The following is an 18471-nucleotide window of genomic DNA, read 5'->3' on the forward strand; positions in this document are numbered from 1 at the left end:
TAACGCAATCATTGCCTGGCCTCGTGAAAGCATAGTTCTGAACCACAAGTCCGGGAAGCATAGCGAATTTCATCACTAATACATAGCTCATATTAATGCCCGAATGGTTTACAATGGCGATAGTAATGAATGGGCTGCTGACCGAATGATGCCTCATGCACCGTCTCAGCCGCGATTCTGGCAAAGCGATTCTAACGATGATAGATGAGTGCAAGCATACACAATATGAATAAAATTGTTTTTGTTGAGGACGATGCCGAGGTCGGCGCACTGATTGCCGCCTACCTTGGCAAACACGATATGGACGTGGTGGTAGAACCGCGCGGCGACCGGGCGGAAGAGGTTATCGCGCGCGAAAAGCCCGATCTGGTGCTGCTGGATATCATGCTGCCGGGTAAAGACGGTATGACGCTGTGCCGCGATTTGCGCGGCCAGTGGCAGGGTCCCATCGTCCTGCTCACTTCGCTGGACAGCGATATGAACCATATTCTCTCTCTCGAAATGGGCGCCAGCGATTATATCCTGAAAACCACGCCTCCCGCGGTGCTGTTAGCCCGCCTGCGCCTGCATTTGCGCCAGCACGTCGCCGTGCCGGACGGTAGCGTTCCCTCCTCCCTCACCCCGCATAAAGCCATCACCTTTGGCTCCCTGAGCATCGACCCGGTCAATCGCCAGGTGATGCTCAGCGGCGAAAGCGTCGCGTTATCCACCGCGGATTTCGATCTGCTGTGGGAGTTGGCGACCCATGCCGGACAAATTATGGATCGCGACGCGTTATTAAAAAATCTGCGCGGCGTCAGCTACGATGGCATGGACCGCAGCGTCGACGTTGCCATCTCGCGACTGCGCAAGAAGCTTCTCGACAATGCGACCGAGCCCTATCGCATCAAAACGGTACGCAATAAAGGCTACCTGTTCGCCCCCCACGCCTGGGACAATTAATTCACGGGTCAGCTGTTAGTGCGGATATAGCCGGTAAAGTCACTGCAACCTCCTGTTAATGATTAGCTATCCTTAAAACAGGCGTTGCGCTTAATAAAGAACTGGCGAATCCGGAACCGGTTCGATAACTTGATATTATCCACGAAGACTTTTGCGCAACACTGAGCCTCTTGCCGACCGGTACAGCAACAGTGAAATTGCTTTTTCCACGCAAAAGCAGCGTTCCACCGAGCGCCATTCTTCGCAGACAATCAGCGCAAAACATTCTAATGTGGTGTGATAACCTTGGCGATTGTGCCAGTATCGATACCAGCCGTGAGTATAGAGATTCACACCATCAGTGGGTTGGGATGACCGAAATATCTACTGTACGGGGGTGTTTAAATGTTGAGCGATCTCAGCAACGATGAAAGTAAAAGACGCGCGGCGATTGACCTGTTAAAAAATCCCGACGAGGGGCGGGACGAAGCGTTAAGGAAATATACGCATCTGGTCTGCCAGTTGCTGAAAATGCCGATGAGTTTTGTCTCGGTGCTGGATGATGAAAAGCAATACATCAAATCCGCACAGAATATCGCCGCCACGGAAACCCGCCTGGGCGACGCATTTTGCGAACAGACCTTGAAACAGGGTAAAACGTTCATTTGTCGTGATACGCATCAGCACCCGGTCTTTCAGCGCGATCGCGCCGTCAGAGAAGCGCCGTTCATTCGCTTTTATGCGGGGTGTCCGCTGACAACGCGCGATGGGGTGGCCGTGGGTACCTTGAGTATCCTGGATACGCAACCCAGGGAACTTTCCGACGAGCAGATCGCTATCTTTAACACGCTGGCCGAGCTGATATCGGACTTCTTAGCCTCCTGGCACTCGGTAGGCTATACCGACGTCGTCACGCTATTACCCAATCGTCAGCGCCTGCTGAAGGACATTGAGGTGTCGGCGGTGAGTACCTTCCGGCTGGTCATCATTGACTGCATTGATATGCCCTTTGCCTACGAGATGGCCCGCTCATTGGGGATGATTGCCGTAGAAAACTTACTTCGGGATATGACCGTTGAGCTGCAGGCACGTCTGCCCCTGGCGGGCCAGCTTTACGCCGTGGCGGTCGGACGATTTGCTTTTTTAACGCCTGAACCTACGGCCCTGTCACTGGAAAGCATTGCACAAAACCTTCAGGGAACCCAGGCCCGGATTGGCCCAGAAGTTCCCCTGGATTTGAATATTCACATGGGGGACTCCGGGCTATGCGACAGCACCCTGACGCCGAATGAAATTCTGCGTCGTGCGGTAAGCGCCTTGCATGAGGCGATAAGCCAGGGGCACCGTTTTACGACCTATAATGACGCCCTGGATACCCGCAAAAAGAGAGATTTCAGCCTGCTGACCGAACTCAGACAAACGTTGCAGGGAAACCAGGGCTTATATCTGGTCTATCAGCCAAAAATCTCACTGGCGACCGGGCGCGTGACGGGTGCTGAAGCGCTGGTCAGATGGAAGCATCCGACAAACGGCGAAGTCCTGCCCGGCGAATTTATCCCGCTGGTCGAAAAAACCAGCCTGATGCGTGAGCTCACGGCCTGGGTTATCGATCGTACTATTGCGCAGCTGAGTGAGTGGCGGGACCAGGGACTTACTCTGCCGGTGTCAATTAATCTGGCCGCCAGTGATTTTTCTCGGCCCGATTTCGCCGAGGAGCTCGAAGAGAAACTGCGGAATGCGTCTCTTGACCCAGCGCTGCTGGGGTTGGAGTGTCTGGAAACAGAGAAGATGCTTGAGAGTCCGGCCGCGCTTAACGGGCTGAACATGCTCAAAAAACGCGGATTTAAAATTTCTCTGGATGACTTTGGTTCGGGATACAGCAACATTAATTACCTGCGGCAAATGCCCCTGGACATCATCAAAATCGACCGGTCTATCGTCAGTCATATTGTCCACGAAAAAGCCAGCCGCATAATTGTGCGTAACGTTATCAAGCTTCTCAAGGAGCTCGATTATATCGTCCTGGCAGAAGGCGTCGAGGATCGCAAAACGGTCGAGATTTTGCGAAGCCTGGGCTGCGATGAGGTTCAAGGATATTTTTATGCCAGGCCAATGGTATCTGCAGATTTTGCAGCATGGTCCCGCGCCAGAAACGAAGCGCCGGAAATGAACCCCTGAAGGACCTCGCCATTTTCGTAGCAATTGATCGAACGCACCCGCGCAAGGTGCATGCTGACCCAAATGCTCTGCGACGGCGAGGCAGATTGTTCTCTGTTATTAATCAGCGCGATGGCTTCTCTCCCCGGTTCGAGGCCCAATGCTTGTTGGCTACCAGATGTAACGAGAGCGATTAGCTTTGCGCCATCCTTCAGGGTTAACTCAACTTCATCGTTAATTTCCCCGCGTTCAGTCACGCTAACCGTACCAGCCAGCTGGTTTCTGGCTGAAATTGCCATACAACCTCCAGGCGAGATGAGAGAAGGTGTTATATCAAGTTGAACCCTCCTCACCTATAACCACTTTCTTATAATGATTTTTACAAGCCTCACGACCGCCTCAGTATTGATTTGCTATGGACTTCTCAAGTTTGCGCAATCAAGATTACCGGGTGTGTCAACCGGCGCCGCATAACTTGTGCAGAGCGGATGTTGTCAGCGGGTGCGAACCCTGCTTTCATAGCGAATCCAACGGCGCATGAAAATGCAGAAAGGAGTTTGCACGCAGTTTTTGCCGGGGAAAATGCCCTCACGGTGCTTCCGAGGGTAAAGGAAAGGCACTTAACCTTCTGTTTTTAAGTGAGATTTAATGAAAAAACTGTTTGTGCAGTTTTACCTGCTGCTGTTCGTCTGCTTCCTGGTGATGACCATGATGGTTGGCCTGGTGTACAAATTCACCGCCGAACGCGCCGGGCGTCAGTCTCTGGACGATTTAATGAAAAGCTCGCTGTATCTGATGCGCAGCGAGCTGCGGGAGATCCCGCCGCGCGACTGGAGCAAAACGCTCAAAGAGCTGGATCTCAATCTCTCTTTCGATCTGCATATCGAACCCATCAGCAAATTCAAACTGTCGGAAAACTCAATGCAGCATCTGCGCGCCGGGGATATCGTCGCTCTCGACGATCAGTACACCTTTATCCAGCGCATCCCGCGCAGCCACTACGTACTTTCCGTCGGCCCGGTGCCCTATCTCTATTTTTTGCACGAGATGCGCCTGCTCGATCTGGCCCTGATGGCTTTTATCGCCATCTCGCTGGCCTTCCCGGTATTTATCTGGATGCGTCCGCACTGGCAGGACATGCTGCGTATTGAGACCGCCGCCCAGCGCTTCGGCGATGGACATCTTAGCGAACGCATTCATTTCGACAGCATGTCCAGCTTCGAACGGCTGGGCGTGGCGTTTAATCAGATGGCCGATAATATCAACGCGCTTATCGCCAGCAAAAAACAGCTGATCGATGGTATCGCCCACGAGCTGCGAACCCCGCTGGTGCGTCTGCGCTATCGTCTTGAGATGAGCGAGAACCTCACCGAGGCCGAATCCCTGGCGTTGAACCGCGATATCGGCCAGTTGGAAGCGCTGATTGAAGAGCTGCTGACCTACGCGCGGCTTGACCGCCCGCAGAACGAACTGAAGCTGACGACCCCCGATTTCCCGGCGTGGATCCGCGATCATGTGGAAGATATTCAAACGGTTAATCCCCAGCGCGAGATCGCGCCAGGCGACATTTTGGCCGGCAATTACGGCGCGCTGGATATGCGCCTGATGGAACGGGTGCTGGATAATCTGGTGAACAACGCCCTGCGCTACAGCAACCGGCGTATTCAGGTCGGCCTGACGCTACAGGGTTCGCGGGCGACGCTACGGGTCGAAGATGATGGTCCCGGTATCGCGCCAGCTGAACGGGAGAGAGTTTTCGAGCCTTTCGTACGCCTCGACCCCAGCCGCGATCGGGCCACCGGCGGCTGTGGCCTCGGTTTAGCTATCGTTCACAGCATCGCCCAGGCTATGGCCGGGGAAGTTCATTGCGAAGAGAGCGCGCTGGGCGGAGCCTGCTTTTGCTTTAGCTGGCCGGTATATCATCAGTTGCCGAGTTTTACCTCGGCCTGATGAGCCTTTGCGCGGATGCTGAGGTCTGCTATAGTTAAAAAACGTGAAGTATGTTGTAACTAAGGTGGGAAATATGGCCAGCTATGACCTCGTTGAACGTCTGAACGGTACCTTTCGCCAGCTCGAACGCGAACTGCAAGAGCTGAAACAGTCCCTGAGCCAATGCCGCCTGCTGGCCGCCCGCGTCTTTGCGCTGCCGCCGGTAAGCAAGGATGCGGAACACCAGCCGCTCGACAGCATCAATGTGGTTCAGCATACCGGCAAAACCGCGCTGGAGATGGCGCTCAGGCACTACAGCCATCTGTTTATCCAGCAGCAGTCGGAAACCCGCAGTAGTAAGGCCGCCGTACGCTTACCCGGCGCCATTTGCCTACAAACTGACGCCAACCAACAGGCTGAGTTGGCAGGTAAAATCGCCCATATCAACGCCCTCAAAGCAACCTTTGAAAAGATTATTACCGTCGATTCCGGCCTGCCTGTCGCCGCGCGGTTTGAGTGGGTCCATCGCCACCTGCCAGGGCTTATCACGCTTAGCGCCTACCGCACCCTGACCCCGCTGCTCGATCCGAGTACCATTCGCTTCGGCTGGGCCAATAAGCACGTGATTAAAAATCTCACCCGTGACGGGGTGCTGATGCAGCTGGAAAAAAGCCTGCAGTCGCCGCGGGCGGTGCCGCCGTGGACGCGCGAGCAGTGGCAAAGCAAGCTGGAGCGAGAGTATCAGGATATTGCCGCCCTGCCGCAGCGGGCAAAGCTGAAGATAAAGCGGCCGGTGAAGGTGCAGCCCATCGCCCGGGTCTGGTACAGCGGCGAACAAAAACAGGTGCAATACGCCTGTCCAGGACCGTTGATTGCGCTGATATCCGGCACGAAGGGGGTCAGCGTGCCGGACCTCGGTGAGTTACTAAGCTATGACGCCGAGAACGTACAGTATCGCTATAAACCGCAGGCGCAGTCGCTCAGGCTCCTGATCCCGCGGCTGCACCTGTGGCTGGCTAGCGAGTAGGCAGACTGCCCACCATCTCTTCCGGGCGAACCCACCGGTCAAACTCGTCCTCCGTCAGGTAGCCGAGCGAGAGCGCGGACGCCTTCAGGGTCAACCCCTCTTTGTGCGCCTTTTTGGCAATTTCCGCCGCTTTGTCATAGCCGATATGGGTGTTCAGCGCGGTGACCAGCATTAGCGACTCATTGAGCAGCTGGCTGATGCGTTCACGATTCGGTTCAATCCCCACCGCGCAGTGTTGGTTGAAGCTCTCCATCCCATCAGCCAGCAGCCGCACCGATTGCAGGAAGTTGTGGATCACCAGCGGGCGGTAGACGTTAAGCTCAAAGTTGCCCGATGCGCCGCCAATATTTACCGCGACATCGTTACCCATCACCTGGCAGCACAGCATAGTCAGGGCTTCGCACTGGGTCGGGTTGACTTTGCCGGGCATGATCGACGATCCCGGTTCATTTTCCGGGATCGCAATTTCGCCAATCCCGCAGCGCGGTCCGGAAGCCAGCCAGCGCACATCGTTGGCGATTTTCATCAGCGAGGCGGCCAGGCCTTTCAGCGCCCCGTGGGCGTGCACCAGGGCATCAACGGTCGCCAGCGCTTCAAATTTATTTGGCGCGGTGACAAACGGCTGGCCGCTTAAGGCCGCGAGCTCGGCGGCGACGCGTACCGCGTATTGCGGATGAGTGTTGAGCCCGGTTCCCACCGCCGTCCCGCCCAGCGCCAGCTCCGCCAGATGCGGCAGGCTATGGTCGATATGTTTTAAATTATGCTCCAGCATCGCTACCCAGCCGGAGATCTCCTGGCCGAGGGTCAGCGGCGTGGCGTCCTGCAGGTGGGTGCGGCCGATTTTAACGATGTCGCTGAAGGCAACGGCTTTATCGTTCAGGGTCTGCTTCAGCACGTTGAGCTGCGGGATCAGCTTCTCCCGCAGGGCAATTATCGCCGCCACGTGCATCGCCGTCGGGAAAACGTCGTTAGAGCTCTGGCTCTTGTTGACATCATCGTTCGGATGAACCTTACGCTCCATCCCGCGCGCCCCGCCCAGCAGCTCGCTGGCGCGGTTGGCCAGCACCTCATTCATATTCATATTGCTTTGCGTGCCGGAGCCGGTTTGCCAGATAGCCAGTGGAAAGGCGTCCGGATGCTGGCCTGCCAGCACTTCATCCGCGGCCTGAATAATCGCTTGCGCTTTCTCCGCGGCCAGCAGGCCGAGATCGTTGTTCACTTTCGCCGCCGCGCGCTTGGTCAGCGCCAGCGCGTGGATAAGCTCGACCGGCATTTTTTCCGTCGAAATGCGGAAATGTTCCAGCGAGCGCTGGGTTTGCGCTCCCCATAGCTTGTCAGCAGGCACGTCGATGGCGCCCATTGAGTCTTTTTCACTGCGATACGTTGTCATGACTGTCTCCTTGGATTCAAAGTGCGAAATCGCGACAAAGCTCACCTGCTTAAAGCGTTAAGTATTGGCCAGATTTATATGTTGTTTTAGTCGTTCGTGCCGCTAAGCGGCATAAAAAAACCGCCCCGAAGGGCGGCTGGGATTATTTCACGCAGCGGGCGCACTGCGAGTTTTGGATTTGCTGGAAGAAATCGTTGCCCTTGTCATCCACGAGGATAAACGCCGGGAAGTCTTCCACTTCGATTTTCCAGATAGCTTCCATCCCCAGCTCCGGATACGCTACGCACTCCAGGCTACGAATACTCTGCTGTGCCAGTACCGCCGCCGGGCCGCCGATGCTGCCGAGGTAGAAACCGCCATGTTTGTGGCAGGCGTCGGTGACCTGCTGGCTGCGGTTGCCTTTGGCTAACATGATTTTACTCGCCCCGTGCGCCTGCAGCAGGTCGACGTAGGAGTCCATACGGCCAGCGGTGGTGGGGCCAAGAGAGCCGGAAGCGTAGCCGTCAGGCGTTTTCGCCGGACCCGCGTAGTAGATCGGGTGGTCCTTGACGTACTGCGGCAGTTCTTCACCGCTATCGATAAGCTCTTTCAGCTTCGCGTGAGCAATATCGCGGGCGACGATAATCGTACCGCTCAGCGACAGACGCGTCGACACCGGGTACTGCGACAGCAGCGCCAGAATATCGCTCATCGGCTGGTTGAGGTTGACCTTGACCGCCTCGCCCTCACCGGCCTGACGCAGATGCTCGGGAATATACTTGCCTGGGTTGCTCTCCAGTTTCTCCAGCCAGATCCCTTCGCGGTTGATCTTCGCTTTGATATTACGATCCGCCGAGCAGGAGACGCCCATGCCCACCGGGCACGACGCGCCGTGGCGCGGCAGGCGGATGACGCGGATATCGTGCGCGAAGTATTTGCCGCCGAACTGCGCCCCAAGACCGAGGTTTTGCGCCTCCACCAGTAGTTCCTGCTCCAGCTGAATATCGCGAAAAGCCTGGCCGTGCTCGTTGCCTTCGGTCGGCAGGCCGTCGTAATACTTGGTTGAGGCCAGCTTAACGGTTTTCAGGGTGGACTCCGCCGAAGTGCCGCCAATGACGAACGCAATATGGTACGGCGGACAGGCGGCGGTGCCGAGGGTGCGCATCTTCTCGACAAGGTAGTTTTTCAGCTTCGTCGGAGTAATTAACGCTTTGGTTTCCTGATACAGATAGGTTTTATTCGCCGAGCCGCCGCCCTTGGCGATGCAGAGGAATTTGTACTCCTCGCCGTCGGTAGCGTAGAGGTCGATCTGCGCAGGCAGGTTAGTCCCTGTGTTGACCTCTTTATACATATCCAGCGGCGCGTTCTGGGAATAGCGCAGGTTATCCTGGATATAGGTGTTATAAACGCCCTGCGCCAGCGCGGCTTCATCGCCGCCTCCGGTCCACACGCGCTGGCCTTTTTTGCCGGTAATAATCGCCGTGCCGGTATCCTGGCAGGTCGGCAGCACACCTTTAGCGGCAATATCCGAGTTACGCAGGAACTGTAGCGCCACGTACTTATCGTTTTCGCTGGCTTCCGGGTCGTTGAGAATATCGGCCACCTGCTGCTGATGCGCCGGGCGAAGCATAAAGGAGGCGTCGTGGAAAGCGTGTTGTGCCAGTAAAGTTAGCGCCTGAGGTTCAACTTTCAGAACTTCCTGGCCGGCGAATTCGGCGACGGAGACGTAATCACTGCTGAGGAGGTAATACTCGGTATCGTCCTTTTTCAGTGGAAAAGGATCCTGATATACAAACGGTTTATTCGACATTGTGCTCTCACTTACTGCTTAGCTGATTATATTTCAGGCAGACACTCCATTTGCCCGTGGAAAAGCGAGTCGATCGATTTTACACAATTTTTTAACAAAAACTGAGACAAGGACGACTTTTTCTTCGCGCCGGTTGCTTATCGGTCGATTGCTGGTTTAATAGTGCCATGACTATTAAGTGGAAACAGGGATTGAGAATGCAAAAGCTCATTAACTCAGTGCAAAACTACGCCTGGGGAAGCCATACCGCCTTAACCGAACTTTATGGGATTGCTAATCCGAACAACCTGCCGATGGCGGAGCTGTGGATGGGCGCGCATCCGAAGAGCAGCTCGCAGATTCTGGACAATAGCGGAACTCCGCGTTCTCTGCGTGACGCGATCGACAGCGATAAAGCGACCCTGCTTGGCGAGAAAGTCGCCGGGCGTTTCGGCGAACTGCCGTTCCTGTTCAAAGTCCTGTGCGCCGCACAGCCGCTCTCTATCCAGGTGCACCCGAATAAGCAGGCCTCGGAAATCGGTTTTGCCAAAGAGAACGCCGCCGGGATCCCGCTTGATGCCGCCGAACGTAACTATAAAGATCCGAACCACAAGCCTGAGCTGGTTTTCGCCTTAACGCCGTTCCTCGCCATGAACGCCTTCCGCGAGTTTTCCGATATCGTCAACCTGCTGCAGCCGGTCTCCGACGCCCATCCGGCAATTGCGCAATTCCTCGCGCAGCCGAACGGCGAGCATCTGAGCCAGCTGTTTGCCAGCCTGCTGAATATGAAGGGTGAAGAAAAAGCGCACGCCTTGCGCGTGCTGCAGGCGGCGCTGGACAGCGAGCAGGGTGAGCCCTGGCAGACTATCCGCCTGATCGCCGAGTTCTACCCGGACGATAGCGGCCTCTTCTCTCCGCTGCTGCTCAACGTGGTCAAACTGAATCCCGGCGAGGCGATGTTCCTGTTTGCGGAAACTCCGCATGCCTACCTGCAGGGCGTGGCGCTGGAGGTGATGGCCAACTCGGACAACGTGCTTCGCGCGGGTCTGACGCCGAAGTATATCGATATTCCAGAACTGGTGGCGAACGTGAAATTTACGCCCAAACCCGCAGGCGAGCTGCTGACCCAGCCGGTCAGCCGCGGCGCGGAGCTGGACTTCCCGATCCCGGTTGATGATTTTGCCTTCTCTCTGCACGACCTGTCGACGCAGCCGTCAACCATCGCCCAGGATAGCGCAGCGATCCTGTTCTGCGTCGAGGGCGAAGCGGTCATCGCCAAAGACGAGCAGAGCCTGACGCTGAAGCCGGGTGAATCCGCGTTTATCGGCTGTAATGAATCTCCGGTGCAGGTCAGCGGGCGCGGCCGCGTCGCGCGCGTGTTTAATAAGCTCCAGTAAGTTACTGAACTTTTTAGCCACAGTTGCTAGACTTTCACCCATCATGACAACACAACCAGGCGGCCCGATCCGCCTGGTTTCATTTATGGACAAATGCTATGAAAAAATCGCTGGTCGCAGCAGGAGTTATCATCGCGCTGGGCGTCGTCTGGTCTGGCGGCGCCTGGTACACAGGGAAGCAGCTGGAAAGCCGCATTGCCGATATGGTGCAGCAGGCTAATGCCCAGCTGCAAAGCAGCGCGCCGCAGGCTGGCGTAGAGCTGACGTATCAGGACTATCAGCGCGGTCTGTTCAGCAGCCACTTACAGCTGGTGCTGAAGCCCATTGCCGGCAAAGAGCCCCGCTGGCTTGCCGCCGGGCAATCTCTGGTATTTGATGAGGTCGTCGATCACGGTCCTTTCCCGCTGGCTTCGCTGAAATCCTTTAACCTCGCTCCGGCGATGGCGTCGGTCAAAACTACTCTGACCAATAACGACGCCAGCAAGGCGTTGTTCGACATCGCTAAAGGCGAAACGCCGTTCACCATTGATACCCGCATCGCTTATAGCGGCGACAACCAATCGGCTATCGTGCTCAACCCGCTTGATTACGCGAAAGGCGATGAGAAAGTGACGTTCAGCGGCGGGCAATTCCAGCTGAATGCCGACCGCGAGGGGAAAACCCTCAGCCTGACCGGCGAAGCCGGTAGCGGGCAGATTAACGCCGTCAACGAGTACAACCAGAAAGTTCAGCTCACCTTTAATAATCTGAAAACCGATGGCTCCACCGAAATGGCCAGCTTCAACGAACGTATCGGTAAACAGGCTATCTCGCTGGACAAACTGGCAATTGGCGTTGAAGGCAAAGAGCTGGCGCTGTTCGAAGGGATGAAAATTGACGGCAACTCCTCGCTGACCGCCGACGGTAAAGGCATTAACAGCCAGCTGGACTACACCGTTAACAGCCTGAAGCTGCAAAATCAGGATATCGGTAGCGGCCGGCTGACCCTGAAGCTGGATAACATTGACGGCGCAGCCTTCCATCAGTTCAGTCAAAAATACAACGCCGAAGCGCAGGCGCTGATGGCGGATCCGCAGCTGGCGCAGAATCCTGAGCTCTATCAGCAGGCGCTGACGCAGACCTTCTTTAGCGCGCTGCCGATGATGCTGAAAGGCAGCCCGTCCCTGACCATTTCGCCGCTGAGCTGGCGCAATGCGAAAGGCGAAACCACCCTCAACCTGTCGATTCTGCTGAAAGACCCGTCGCTGACCACTACCCCGCCGCAGACGCTGGCGGATGAAGTGGATCGTAGCGTTAAATCTCTCGACGGCAAGCTGGTGATCCCGGTCGATATGGCGACGGCGTTTATGACCCAGATTGCCGGGCTGGAAGGTTATCAGCCCGCCGACGCCGCTAAGCTTGCGGATCAGCAGGTAAAAGGCCTGGCGGCGATGGGCCAGATGTTCCGCATCACGACCATGGAAGATAACGCGATCACCTCAAGCCTGCAATATGCTGACGGCCAGGTCACGCTGAACGGGCAGAAAATGCCGCTGGATGAGTTTGCCGGCATGTTCGGTTTAGCGCTTCCCGCCGTCGCTGAACCCGCAGCGCCGCAGGAAACTCAGCCGCAAGATGACGCGCCGCAAGACGTAGTTCCACCCGCAGCGCCGCAGCAGTAAACGACAAATAGCCCCTTTACCAGGGGCTATTTTCGGGTAATCAGTCGGGGAGAAATGATCTGGTTTCTCGCCGCGCCCTGTCCCTCTTCCATTCGGCGTAAAATGCACTCCGCCAGGCTTTGCCCCAGCTCCCGGGCAGGTGTCGTCACCCAGGTCAGCGGCAGGTCGTCCAGCGCATCCTCGGGCAATTCCGCAAATGCCGCCAGCGCTATCCGCTGTTCAAAATAGCTTTCGACGCCAGCTTCGCCGCTCTGCCGCCCGGCGCGCATCAGCCCAAACCACGCCCCGGTGGCGATCACGCTGTTGTAGCACAGCACGGCGCTAATCGTCGGGTTTTGCCGCAGCAGCGCCGCCATCGCCTCTGCCGCCTGCTTCTGGCTCGACTCGCATTCGAGCACCCACTCGCTATGAAACGGCAGGCCATACTTCAGTAAGGTGGCGCAGTAGCCGCCCACCCGTTCGGCGCGCGTCAGGGATGAGCTCTCCCCTCCCAGCCAGGCAATGCGCTGATGGCCGCGGCGGATCAGGTGCTCGGTGACAATCTGCGCCGCCTGCATATTATCCGGGCGGATCAGGTCGACATCGTCGAGATAGCTGGCGCGGGAAGCAAACACCAGCGGCATCCCGGCCTGCGCCGCGCGGTCGCGCAGCTCCGCTCCCTGATCGATCGCTCCGGCAATCACTACGCCGTCGACCCCTTGCGCCACCAGGGTATCAAAACGCTGAAGCATTTTTTCACCGCTGTGTCCCCCCTGAGTGAGGAACACCATTCGCCCCTGCGACTCAAGCGCGTCGGTCAATCCGGCGGTCATCTCGGCGTAGAAAGGCTTCGATAGATCGCTGACGATCAGACCGATAACGCCGCTCTGCCCGCCGCGCAGAGACGCCGCCTGGCGGTTACGCACGAAACCCAGTTGCTCAATGGCGTGATTGACGCGCTCGCCGGTGGCCGAGGAAATACGCCCCTTGCCGCTCAGAACCAGCGATACCGTACTGACCGATACCCCCGCCGCCTGGGCGACATCATTAATGGTGATTTTTTTCGCGATAGCCATAACTGCAGGCTGGCTCCCTGTGGCTGTCGATAAAACGTTTTATCAAGATACTCTCTTTATAAACGTTATTATCGCCGGAATATGTGATTTTTATCGCACTAAAATTAGGTAAAACGTTTTATCTTTCCGTTGCGCTTCATCCTACAGCTAACTTCAAGAACCAGGATTCATGTTATGACGGCGAAAACAGCAACCAAAATTACCTTATGGGAGTTTTTCCAGCAGTTAGGGAAAACCTTCATGTTACCCGTGGCGTTGCTCTCCTTTTGCGGGATCATGCTGGGGATCGGCAGCTCTCTGAGCAGCCATGACGTCCTGACGCTCCTGCCGTGGCTGGACGTGCCGCTGCTGCAGGCTGTATTCATCTGGATGGGCAAAGTCGGCTCTTTTGCCTTCAGCTTTCTGCCGGTGATGTTTTGTATCGCCATTCCGCTAGGCCTGGCTCGTGAAAACAAGGGCGTCGCCGCGTTTGCCGGTTTTGTCGGCTACGCCGTGATGAATCTGGCGGTTAACTTCTGGCTGACGGCCAAAGGCATTCTGCCGACCACCGATGCCGCCGTCCTCAAAGCGAATAACATTCAGAATATTATCGGTATTCAGTCTATCGATACCGGGATCCTTGGCGCGGTGATCGCCGGGATCATCGTCTGGATGCTGCATGAGCGTTTTCACAATATCCGCCTGCCCGACGCGCTGGCCTTTTTTGGCGGCACCCGCTTTGTTCCGATTATCACGACCGTGGTTCTCGGCCTGGTCGGCCTGGTGATCCCATTGATCTGGCCTGTTTTCGCCATGGGAATTAACGCCCTCGGCCACGTCATCAATAGCGCGGGAGATTTCGGACCGATGATCTTCGGTACCGGAGAGCGCCTGCTGCTGCCGTTCGGCCTGCACCATATTCTGGTGGCGCTGATCCGCTTTACCGAGGCGGGCGGCACCATGGACGTTTGCGGCCATAGCGTCAGCGGCGCGCTGACGATTTTCCAGGCCCAGCTCAGTTGCCCGACCACCCACGGCTTCTCCGAAAGCGCGACCCGCTTCCTCTCGCAAGGGAAAATGCCGGCATTTCTCGGCGGCCTACCGGGCGCGGCGCTGGCGATGTACCACTGCGCGCGTCCGGAAAACCGGCATAAAATTAAGGGACTGCTGATTTCCGGCGTTATCGCCTGCGTGGTGGGCGGTACCACAGAACCGCTGGAGTTTTTATTCCTGTTCGTCGCACCGGTGCTGTACGTTATCCACGCGCTGCTGACCGGGCTGGGCTTCACCATGATGGCTATCCTCGGCGTGACTATTGGCAACACCGACGGCAACGTTATCGACTTTGTGGTGTTCGGCATTCTGCACGGCCTGTCCACCAAGTGGTATCTGGTGCCGGTGGTCGCGGCTATCTGGTTCGCGGTTTACTATGGCATCTTCCGTTTCGCTATCACCCGTTTTAACCTGAAAACCCCGGGACGCGATATTGAAACTAATAGCGCTTTCGAAAAGGCCGTCACCGGCGTGACCGGAAAATCAGGCTATAACGTTCCGGCGATTCTGGCCGCGCTCGGCGGCGCTGAAAATATCGTTTCGCTCGATAACTGCATCACCCGCCTGCGTCTGTCGGTTAACGATATGAGCAAAGTCGACAGCGCCGCGCTGAAAGCGAATCGCGCCATCGGCGTGGTGCAGCTCAATCAGCATAACCTGCAGGTGGTGATTGGCCCGCAGGTGCAGTCGGTAAAAGATGAAATGGCTGTCCTGATGAATACCGTCGAGGCATAAACTCCGCCCCCTCCGTACGGGAGGGGGTTCATAATGAAGGAAGTGCAGATGTTTGATTTTTCAACGCCGGTCGACCGTCATGGCACCTGGTGTACTCAGTGGGATTACGTCGCCGATCGCTTTGGCGCAGCCGACCTGCTGCCGTTTACTATCTCCGATATGGATTTCGCCACCGCCCCCTGCATTCTTGATGCCGTCAGCAAACGTCTGGCGCACGGCGTTTTTGGCTATAGCCGCTGGAAAAACGAGGAGTTCCTCGGCGCGGTGAGCCACTGGTTCGCCAGCCGTTTTCATAGCTCAATCGATCGCGAAGCGCTGGTGTACGGCCCGTCGGTTATCTATATGGTCGCGGAGATGATTCGCCAGTGGTCGGCAACGGGAGACGGTATTGTGGTCCACGCTCCGGCCTATGACGCCTTTTATAAAACTATCGAAGGCAATCAGCGGCGCGTCGCCCCGTTCCCGCTCACCCTCGACAACGGCCAGTGGCGCTGCGATATGGCGCAGCTTGAACAGGTACTGGCCGAGCCGCGCAATACCGTTTTGCTGCTATGCAGTCCGCATAACCCCACCGGCAAGGTCTGGACCCGTGAAGAGCTGGAAACCATGGCGCGGCTGTGTAAAAAACACGGCGTGAAGGTGATCAGCGATGAGATCCATATGGACATGGTGTGGGACGGGCATCAGCACATCCCGTGGTGCGAGGTGGCGCGCAGCCCCTGGGCGCTCTTTACCTCCGGTTCGAAAAGCTTCAACATTCCGGCGTTTACCGGCGCATACGGGCTGATTGACGACGCGGCCGCGCGCGAAAGCTATCTGCACGCTCTGAAGAGCCGCGATGGCCTCTCTTCCCCTTCCGTGCCGGCGCTGGTGGCGCATATCGCCGCCTATCGCGAGGGGGCGGCGTGGCTGGATGCCCTACGCGGATATCTGCAGGACAATATGCGCTACATCGCCGGTGAGCTGAACCAGGCGTTTCCCGAGCTTAACTGGCAGCCGCCGCAGGCAACTTACCTGGCGTGGATTGATCTGCGGCCGCTGGGGGTTGACGATCGCGCCCTGCAAAAAGCGCTCATTGAGGAGCAAAAGGTCGCCATTATGCCAGGCGACACCTATGGCGAAGAGGGTAAGGGCTTTGTCCGCCTGAACGCCGGCTGTCCGCGAGAGAAGCTGGAAAAAGGCGTACGGGGGTTAATCGCCGCGTTGCGCCGACCGCCAACGCGCTAGCGGCCTGTCCGCTAGCTCAGAGGTCAATATCGCAGCCGGTTTTTCGCGGCTTAAAATTAAGCCGGAAATATCATCATCCCGCGCTATTTTACCGCGCCGCCGGCGTGCACGATCTATTTATCAAACGGCGGCGCAGCATCGCGCGATTATTTACCGCCGCTGCTCTCGCTGAATTTCCGTCTCCCCGCTCGCTCATCCGTCCTCCCGCATAATTAGCCGATATTTTGACGAGACTCAAAAAAAACCCTTTCACAAAGGTGTATTTAAATGCCGTTTTTAATTCCCGTCAAAGCTTTCATCAGGAGGATAAAATATGAACACCTACGATCGTAACCGTAACGCTATCTCTACCGGCAGCATGGTTATGGTGGCTGACAGCGGCGCGACGGGCGTCATCAAAGCCATCCACGCCGAGGGTAAAACGGCGGAGCAGATCCGTCGCGCCGATTGCGTGGAAATAGACGGCCATCAGGAATTATATTGCCCATTGAATCTTATTCGCCTGGGCTTTAACTAATCGCCAAAACCGTCACCGAGATCTGACCGCGGATCGGCGGGCGTGAAAGGCCACCCAGGTGTGGCCTTTTGTATTTTCTTTATCGGTCAATTTGATCCCATCGAGCGTTTTCAGCTAATAAGCCGCGTATTATCGCTGCTCTTTAACCCGCTACGGGTAATATACCTTCTGAGTTCAGAGGCATCTTCATGACATGGCAACAGTTCAAACAGGCGTGGCTGATTAAATTTTGGTCGCCGGTACCCGCCGTTATCGCCGCGGGTATTCTCTCAACCTACTACTTCGGTATTACCGGCACTTTCTGGGCCGTCACCGGCGAATTCACCCGCTGGGGCGGGCAATTGCTGCAGCTCGCCGGCGTGCACAGCGAAGAGTGGGGCTACTATAAACTCATTCATCTTGAGGGCACCCCGCTCACCCGTATCGACGGCATGATGATCATCGGCATGTTCGGCGGCTGTTTCGCCGCCGCGCTGTGGGCGAATAACGTGAAGCTGCGCTTCCCCCGCAGCCGGATCCGCATTCTGCAGGCCGTCGCCGGGGGGATCATTGCCGGTTTCGGCGCGCGCCTGGCGATGGGCTGCAATCTGGCCGCGTTCTTTACCGGTATCCCGCAGTTTTCTCTTCACGCCTGGTTCTTCGCCATCGCTACCGCTATCGGCACCTGGTTCGGCGCGCGCTTTACCTTACTGCCCATCTTTCGTATTCCGGTAAAAATGCAGAAAGTATCGCAGGCGTCGCCGCTGACGCAAAAACCTGACCAGGCGCGGCGCCGGTTCCGTCTCGGGATGGTGGTCTTTTTCGCCATGATCGCCTGGGGCCTGCTCACCGCGGCGAACCAGCCGAAGCTCGGCCTGGCGCTGCTGTTTGGCGTAGGGTTTGGCCTGCTTATCGAACGGGCGCAGATCTGCTTTACCTCCGCCTTTCGCGATATGTGGATCACCGGGCGCACCAATATGGCGAAGGCGATTATCTTCGGTATGGCCGCCAGCGCTATTGGTATCTTCAGCTACGTGCAGCTGGGTATGGAGCCGAAAATCATGTGGGCGGGCCCTAATGCGGTTATCGGCGGCCTGCTGTTTGGCTTTGGCATCGTCCTGGCGGGCGGCTGCGAAACCGGCTGGATGTACCGCGCGGTGGAGGGTCAGGTGCATTACTGGTGGGTCGGGCTGGGCAACGTGATCGGTTCAACGATCCTCGCATACTACTGGGACGGGCTCTCCCCGGCGCTGGCCACAAGCTGGGATAAAATCAACCTGCTGGCGACCTTCGGACCCTTCGGCGGCCTGCTGGTGACCTATCTTCTGCTGCTGATCGCGCTGATTCTGGTGATTGGCTGGGAAAAACGTTTTTTCCGCCGCCAATCTCTCGTCCCCTCGGCCGTTAAGGAAAGCGTATGAAAACTTTCGTTCCCGATTATCGCCTCGATATGGTTGGCGAACCCTGCCCCTATCCGGCCATCGCCACGCTGGAAGCCATGCCTTCGCTGAAGAAAGGCGAGATACTTGAAGTGGTCAGCGACTGTCCGCAGTCGATTAACAATATCCCGCTGGATGCCAAAAACCACGGCTACACCGTGCTCGACATCCAGCAGGACGGGCCAACCATCCGCTATTTGATTCAAAAGTAGCCAGGAAAAGCCGGTAGCGGGTCGC

Annotated in this window: 15 protein-coding genes; 11 read left to right on the forward strand and 4 right to left on the reverse strand. The window is 56.8% G+C overall.

The features are described 5' to 3' along the window. Positions 1-225 precede the first annotated feature (225 nt). Positions 226-942: a two-component system response regulator RstA gene (gene rstA, locus KCG39_RS06555; protein WP_004119615.1), complete on the forward strand. Its 717-nt coding sequence runs from the start codon at positions 226-228 to the stop codon at positions 940-942. A gap of 384 nt (positions 943-1326) precedes the next feature. After that, positions 1327-3099, forward strand: coding sequence for a sensor domain-containing phosphodiesterase (locus tag KCG39_RS06560; protein WP_004119614.1), 1773 nt, complete (start codon positions 1327-1329; stop codon positions 3097-3099). Here KCG39_RS06560 and KCG39_RS06565 read toward each other — a convergent pair. Next, positions 3021-3377: a TOBE domain-containing protein gene (locus tag KCG39_RS06565; RefSeq protein ID WP_004119609.1), complete on the reverse strand. Its 357-nt coding sequence runs from the start codon at positions 3375-3377 to the stop codon at positions 3021-3023. The genes KCG39_RS06560 and KCG39_RS06565 overlap by 79 nt on opposite strands. A 349-nt stretch (positions 3378-3726) precedes the next feature. Here KCG39_RS06565 and rstB point away from each other — a divergent pair, with 349 nt between their 5' ends. Together rstB and tus are read left to right on the forward strand one after the other, a co-directional pair. Further along, entirely contained in the window at positions 3727-5028 is a 1302-nt protein-coding gene (gene rstB / locus KCG39_RS06570; protein ID WP_049114030.1) for a two-component system sensor histidine kinase RstB, read from the forward strand. 73 nt (positions 5029-5101) lie between these two features. Further along, the gene (tus, locus tag KCG39_RS06575; RefSeq protein ID WP_142481581.1) at positions 5102-6034 is read left to right on the forward strand and encodes a DNA replication terminus site-binding protein; all 933 of its coding nucleotides are present in this window, start codon (positions 5102-5104) and stop codon (positions 6032-6034) included. On the opposite strand, the gene fumC is transcribed toward tus, so the two are convergent. Further along, positions 6024-7424, reverse strand: a complete 1401-nt coding sequence (gene fumC / locus KCG39_RS06580; protein ID WP_004119601.1) for a class II fumarate hydratase — start codon at positions 7422-7424, stop codon at positions 6024-6026. The two genes, tus and fumC, sit on opposite strands and share 11 nt — an antisense overlap. A 142-nt stretch (positions 7425-7566) precedes the next feature. Continuing rightward, positions 7567-9213: a class I fumarate hydratase FumA gene (fumA, locus tag KCG39_RS06585; protein ID WP_142468141.1), complete on the reverse strand. Its 1647-nt coding sequence runs from the start codon at positions 9211-9213 to the stop codon at positions 7567-7569. Between the two features lie 197 nt (positions 9214-9410). Between fumA and manA the strand changes: the two genes are divergently transcribed. Together manA and KCG39_RS06595 are read left to right on the forward strand one after the other, a co-directional pair. Further along, positions 9411-10589, forward strand: coding sequence for a mannose-6-phosphate isomerase (gene manA / locus KCG39_RS06590; RefSeq protein ID WP_049113700.1), 1179 nt, complete (start codon positions 9411-9413; stop codon positions 10587-10589). Positions 10590-10687: 98 nt separating this feature from the next. Beyond that, on the forward strand, positions 10688-12250 hold the full coding sequence (locus tag KCG39_RS06595; protein ID WP_049113699.1) for a YdgA family protein: 1563 nt from the start codon (positions 10688-10690) through the stop codon (positions 12248-12250). A 26-nt stretch (positions 12251-12276) separates the two neighbouring features. Here KCG39_RS06595 and KCG39_RS06600 read toward each other — a convergent pair whose 3' ends face one another. Next, entirely contained in the window at positions 12277-13305 is a 1029-nt protein-coding gene (locus KCG39_RS06600; protein WP_004119589.1) for a Mal regulon transcriptional regulator MalI, read from the reverse strand. Between the two features lie 174 nt (positions 13306-13479). Between KCG39_RS06600 and malX the strand changes: the two genes are divergently transcribed. From malX to yedF, 5 genes are all read left to right on the forward strand, one after another. Beyond that, the gene (gene malX / locus KCG39_RS06605; protein ID WP_004119586.1) at positions 13480-15072 is read left to right on the forward strand and encodes a maltose/glucose-specific PTS transporter subunit IIBC; all 1593 of its coding nucleotides are present in this window, start codon (positions 13480-13482) and stop codon (positions 15070-15072) included. 48 nt (positions 15073-15120) lie between these two features. Next, on the forward strand, positions 15121-16299 hold the full coding sequence (locus tag KCG39_RS06610; RefSeq protein ID WP_142468142.1) for a MalY/PatB family protein: 1179 nt from the start codon (positions 15121-15123) through the stop codon (positions 16297-16299). Positions 16300-16612: 313 nt separating this feature from the next. Then, entirely contained in the window at positions 16613-16816 is a 204-nt protein-coding gene (gene ydfZ, locus KCG39_RS06615; protein ID WP_004119580.1) for a putative selenium delivery protein YdfZ, read from the forward strand. A gap of 188 nt (positions 16817-17004) precedes the next feature. Next, positions 17005-18216, forward strand: a complete 1212-nt coding sequence (gene yedE, locus KCG39_RS06620) for a selenium metabolism membrane protein YedE/FdhT (RefSeq protein WP_004119578.1) — start codon at positions 17005-17007, stop codon at positions 18214-18216. Next, entirely contained in the window at positions 18213-18446 is a 234-nt protein-coding gene (gene yedF / locus KCG39_RS06625) for a sulfurtransferase-like selenium metabolism protein YedF (protein ID WP_004134369.1), read from the forward strand. The genes yedE and yedF overlap by 4 nt, the downstream gene beginning before the upstream one ends. Positions 18447-18471 lie beyond the last annotated feature (25 nt).

The sequence above is a fragment of the Klebsiella pasteurii genome (assembly GCF_018139045.1).
Classification (GTDB): domain Bacteria; phylum Pseudomonadota; class Gammaproteobacteria; order Enterobacterales; family Enterobacteriaceae; genus Klebsiella; species Klebsiella grimontii.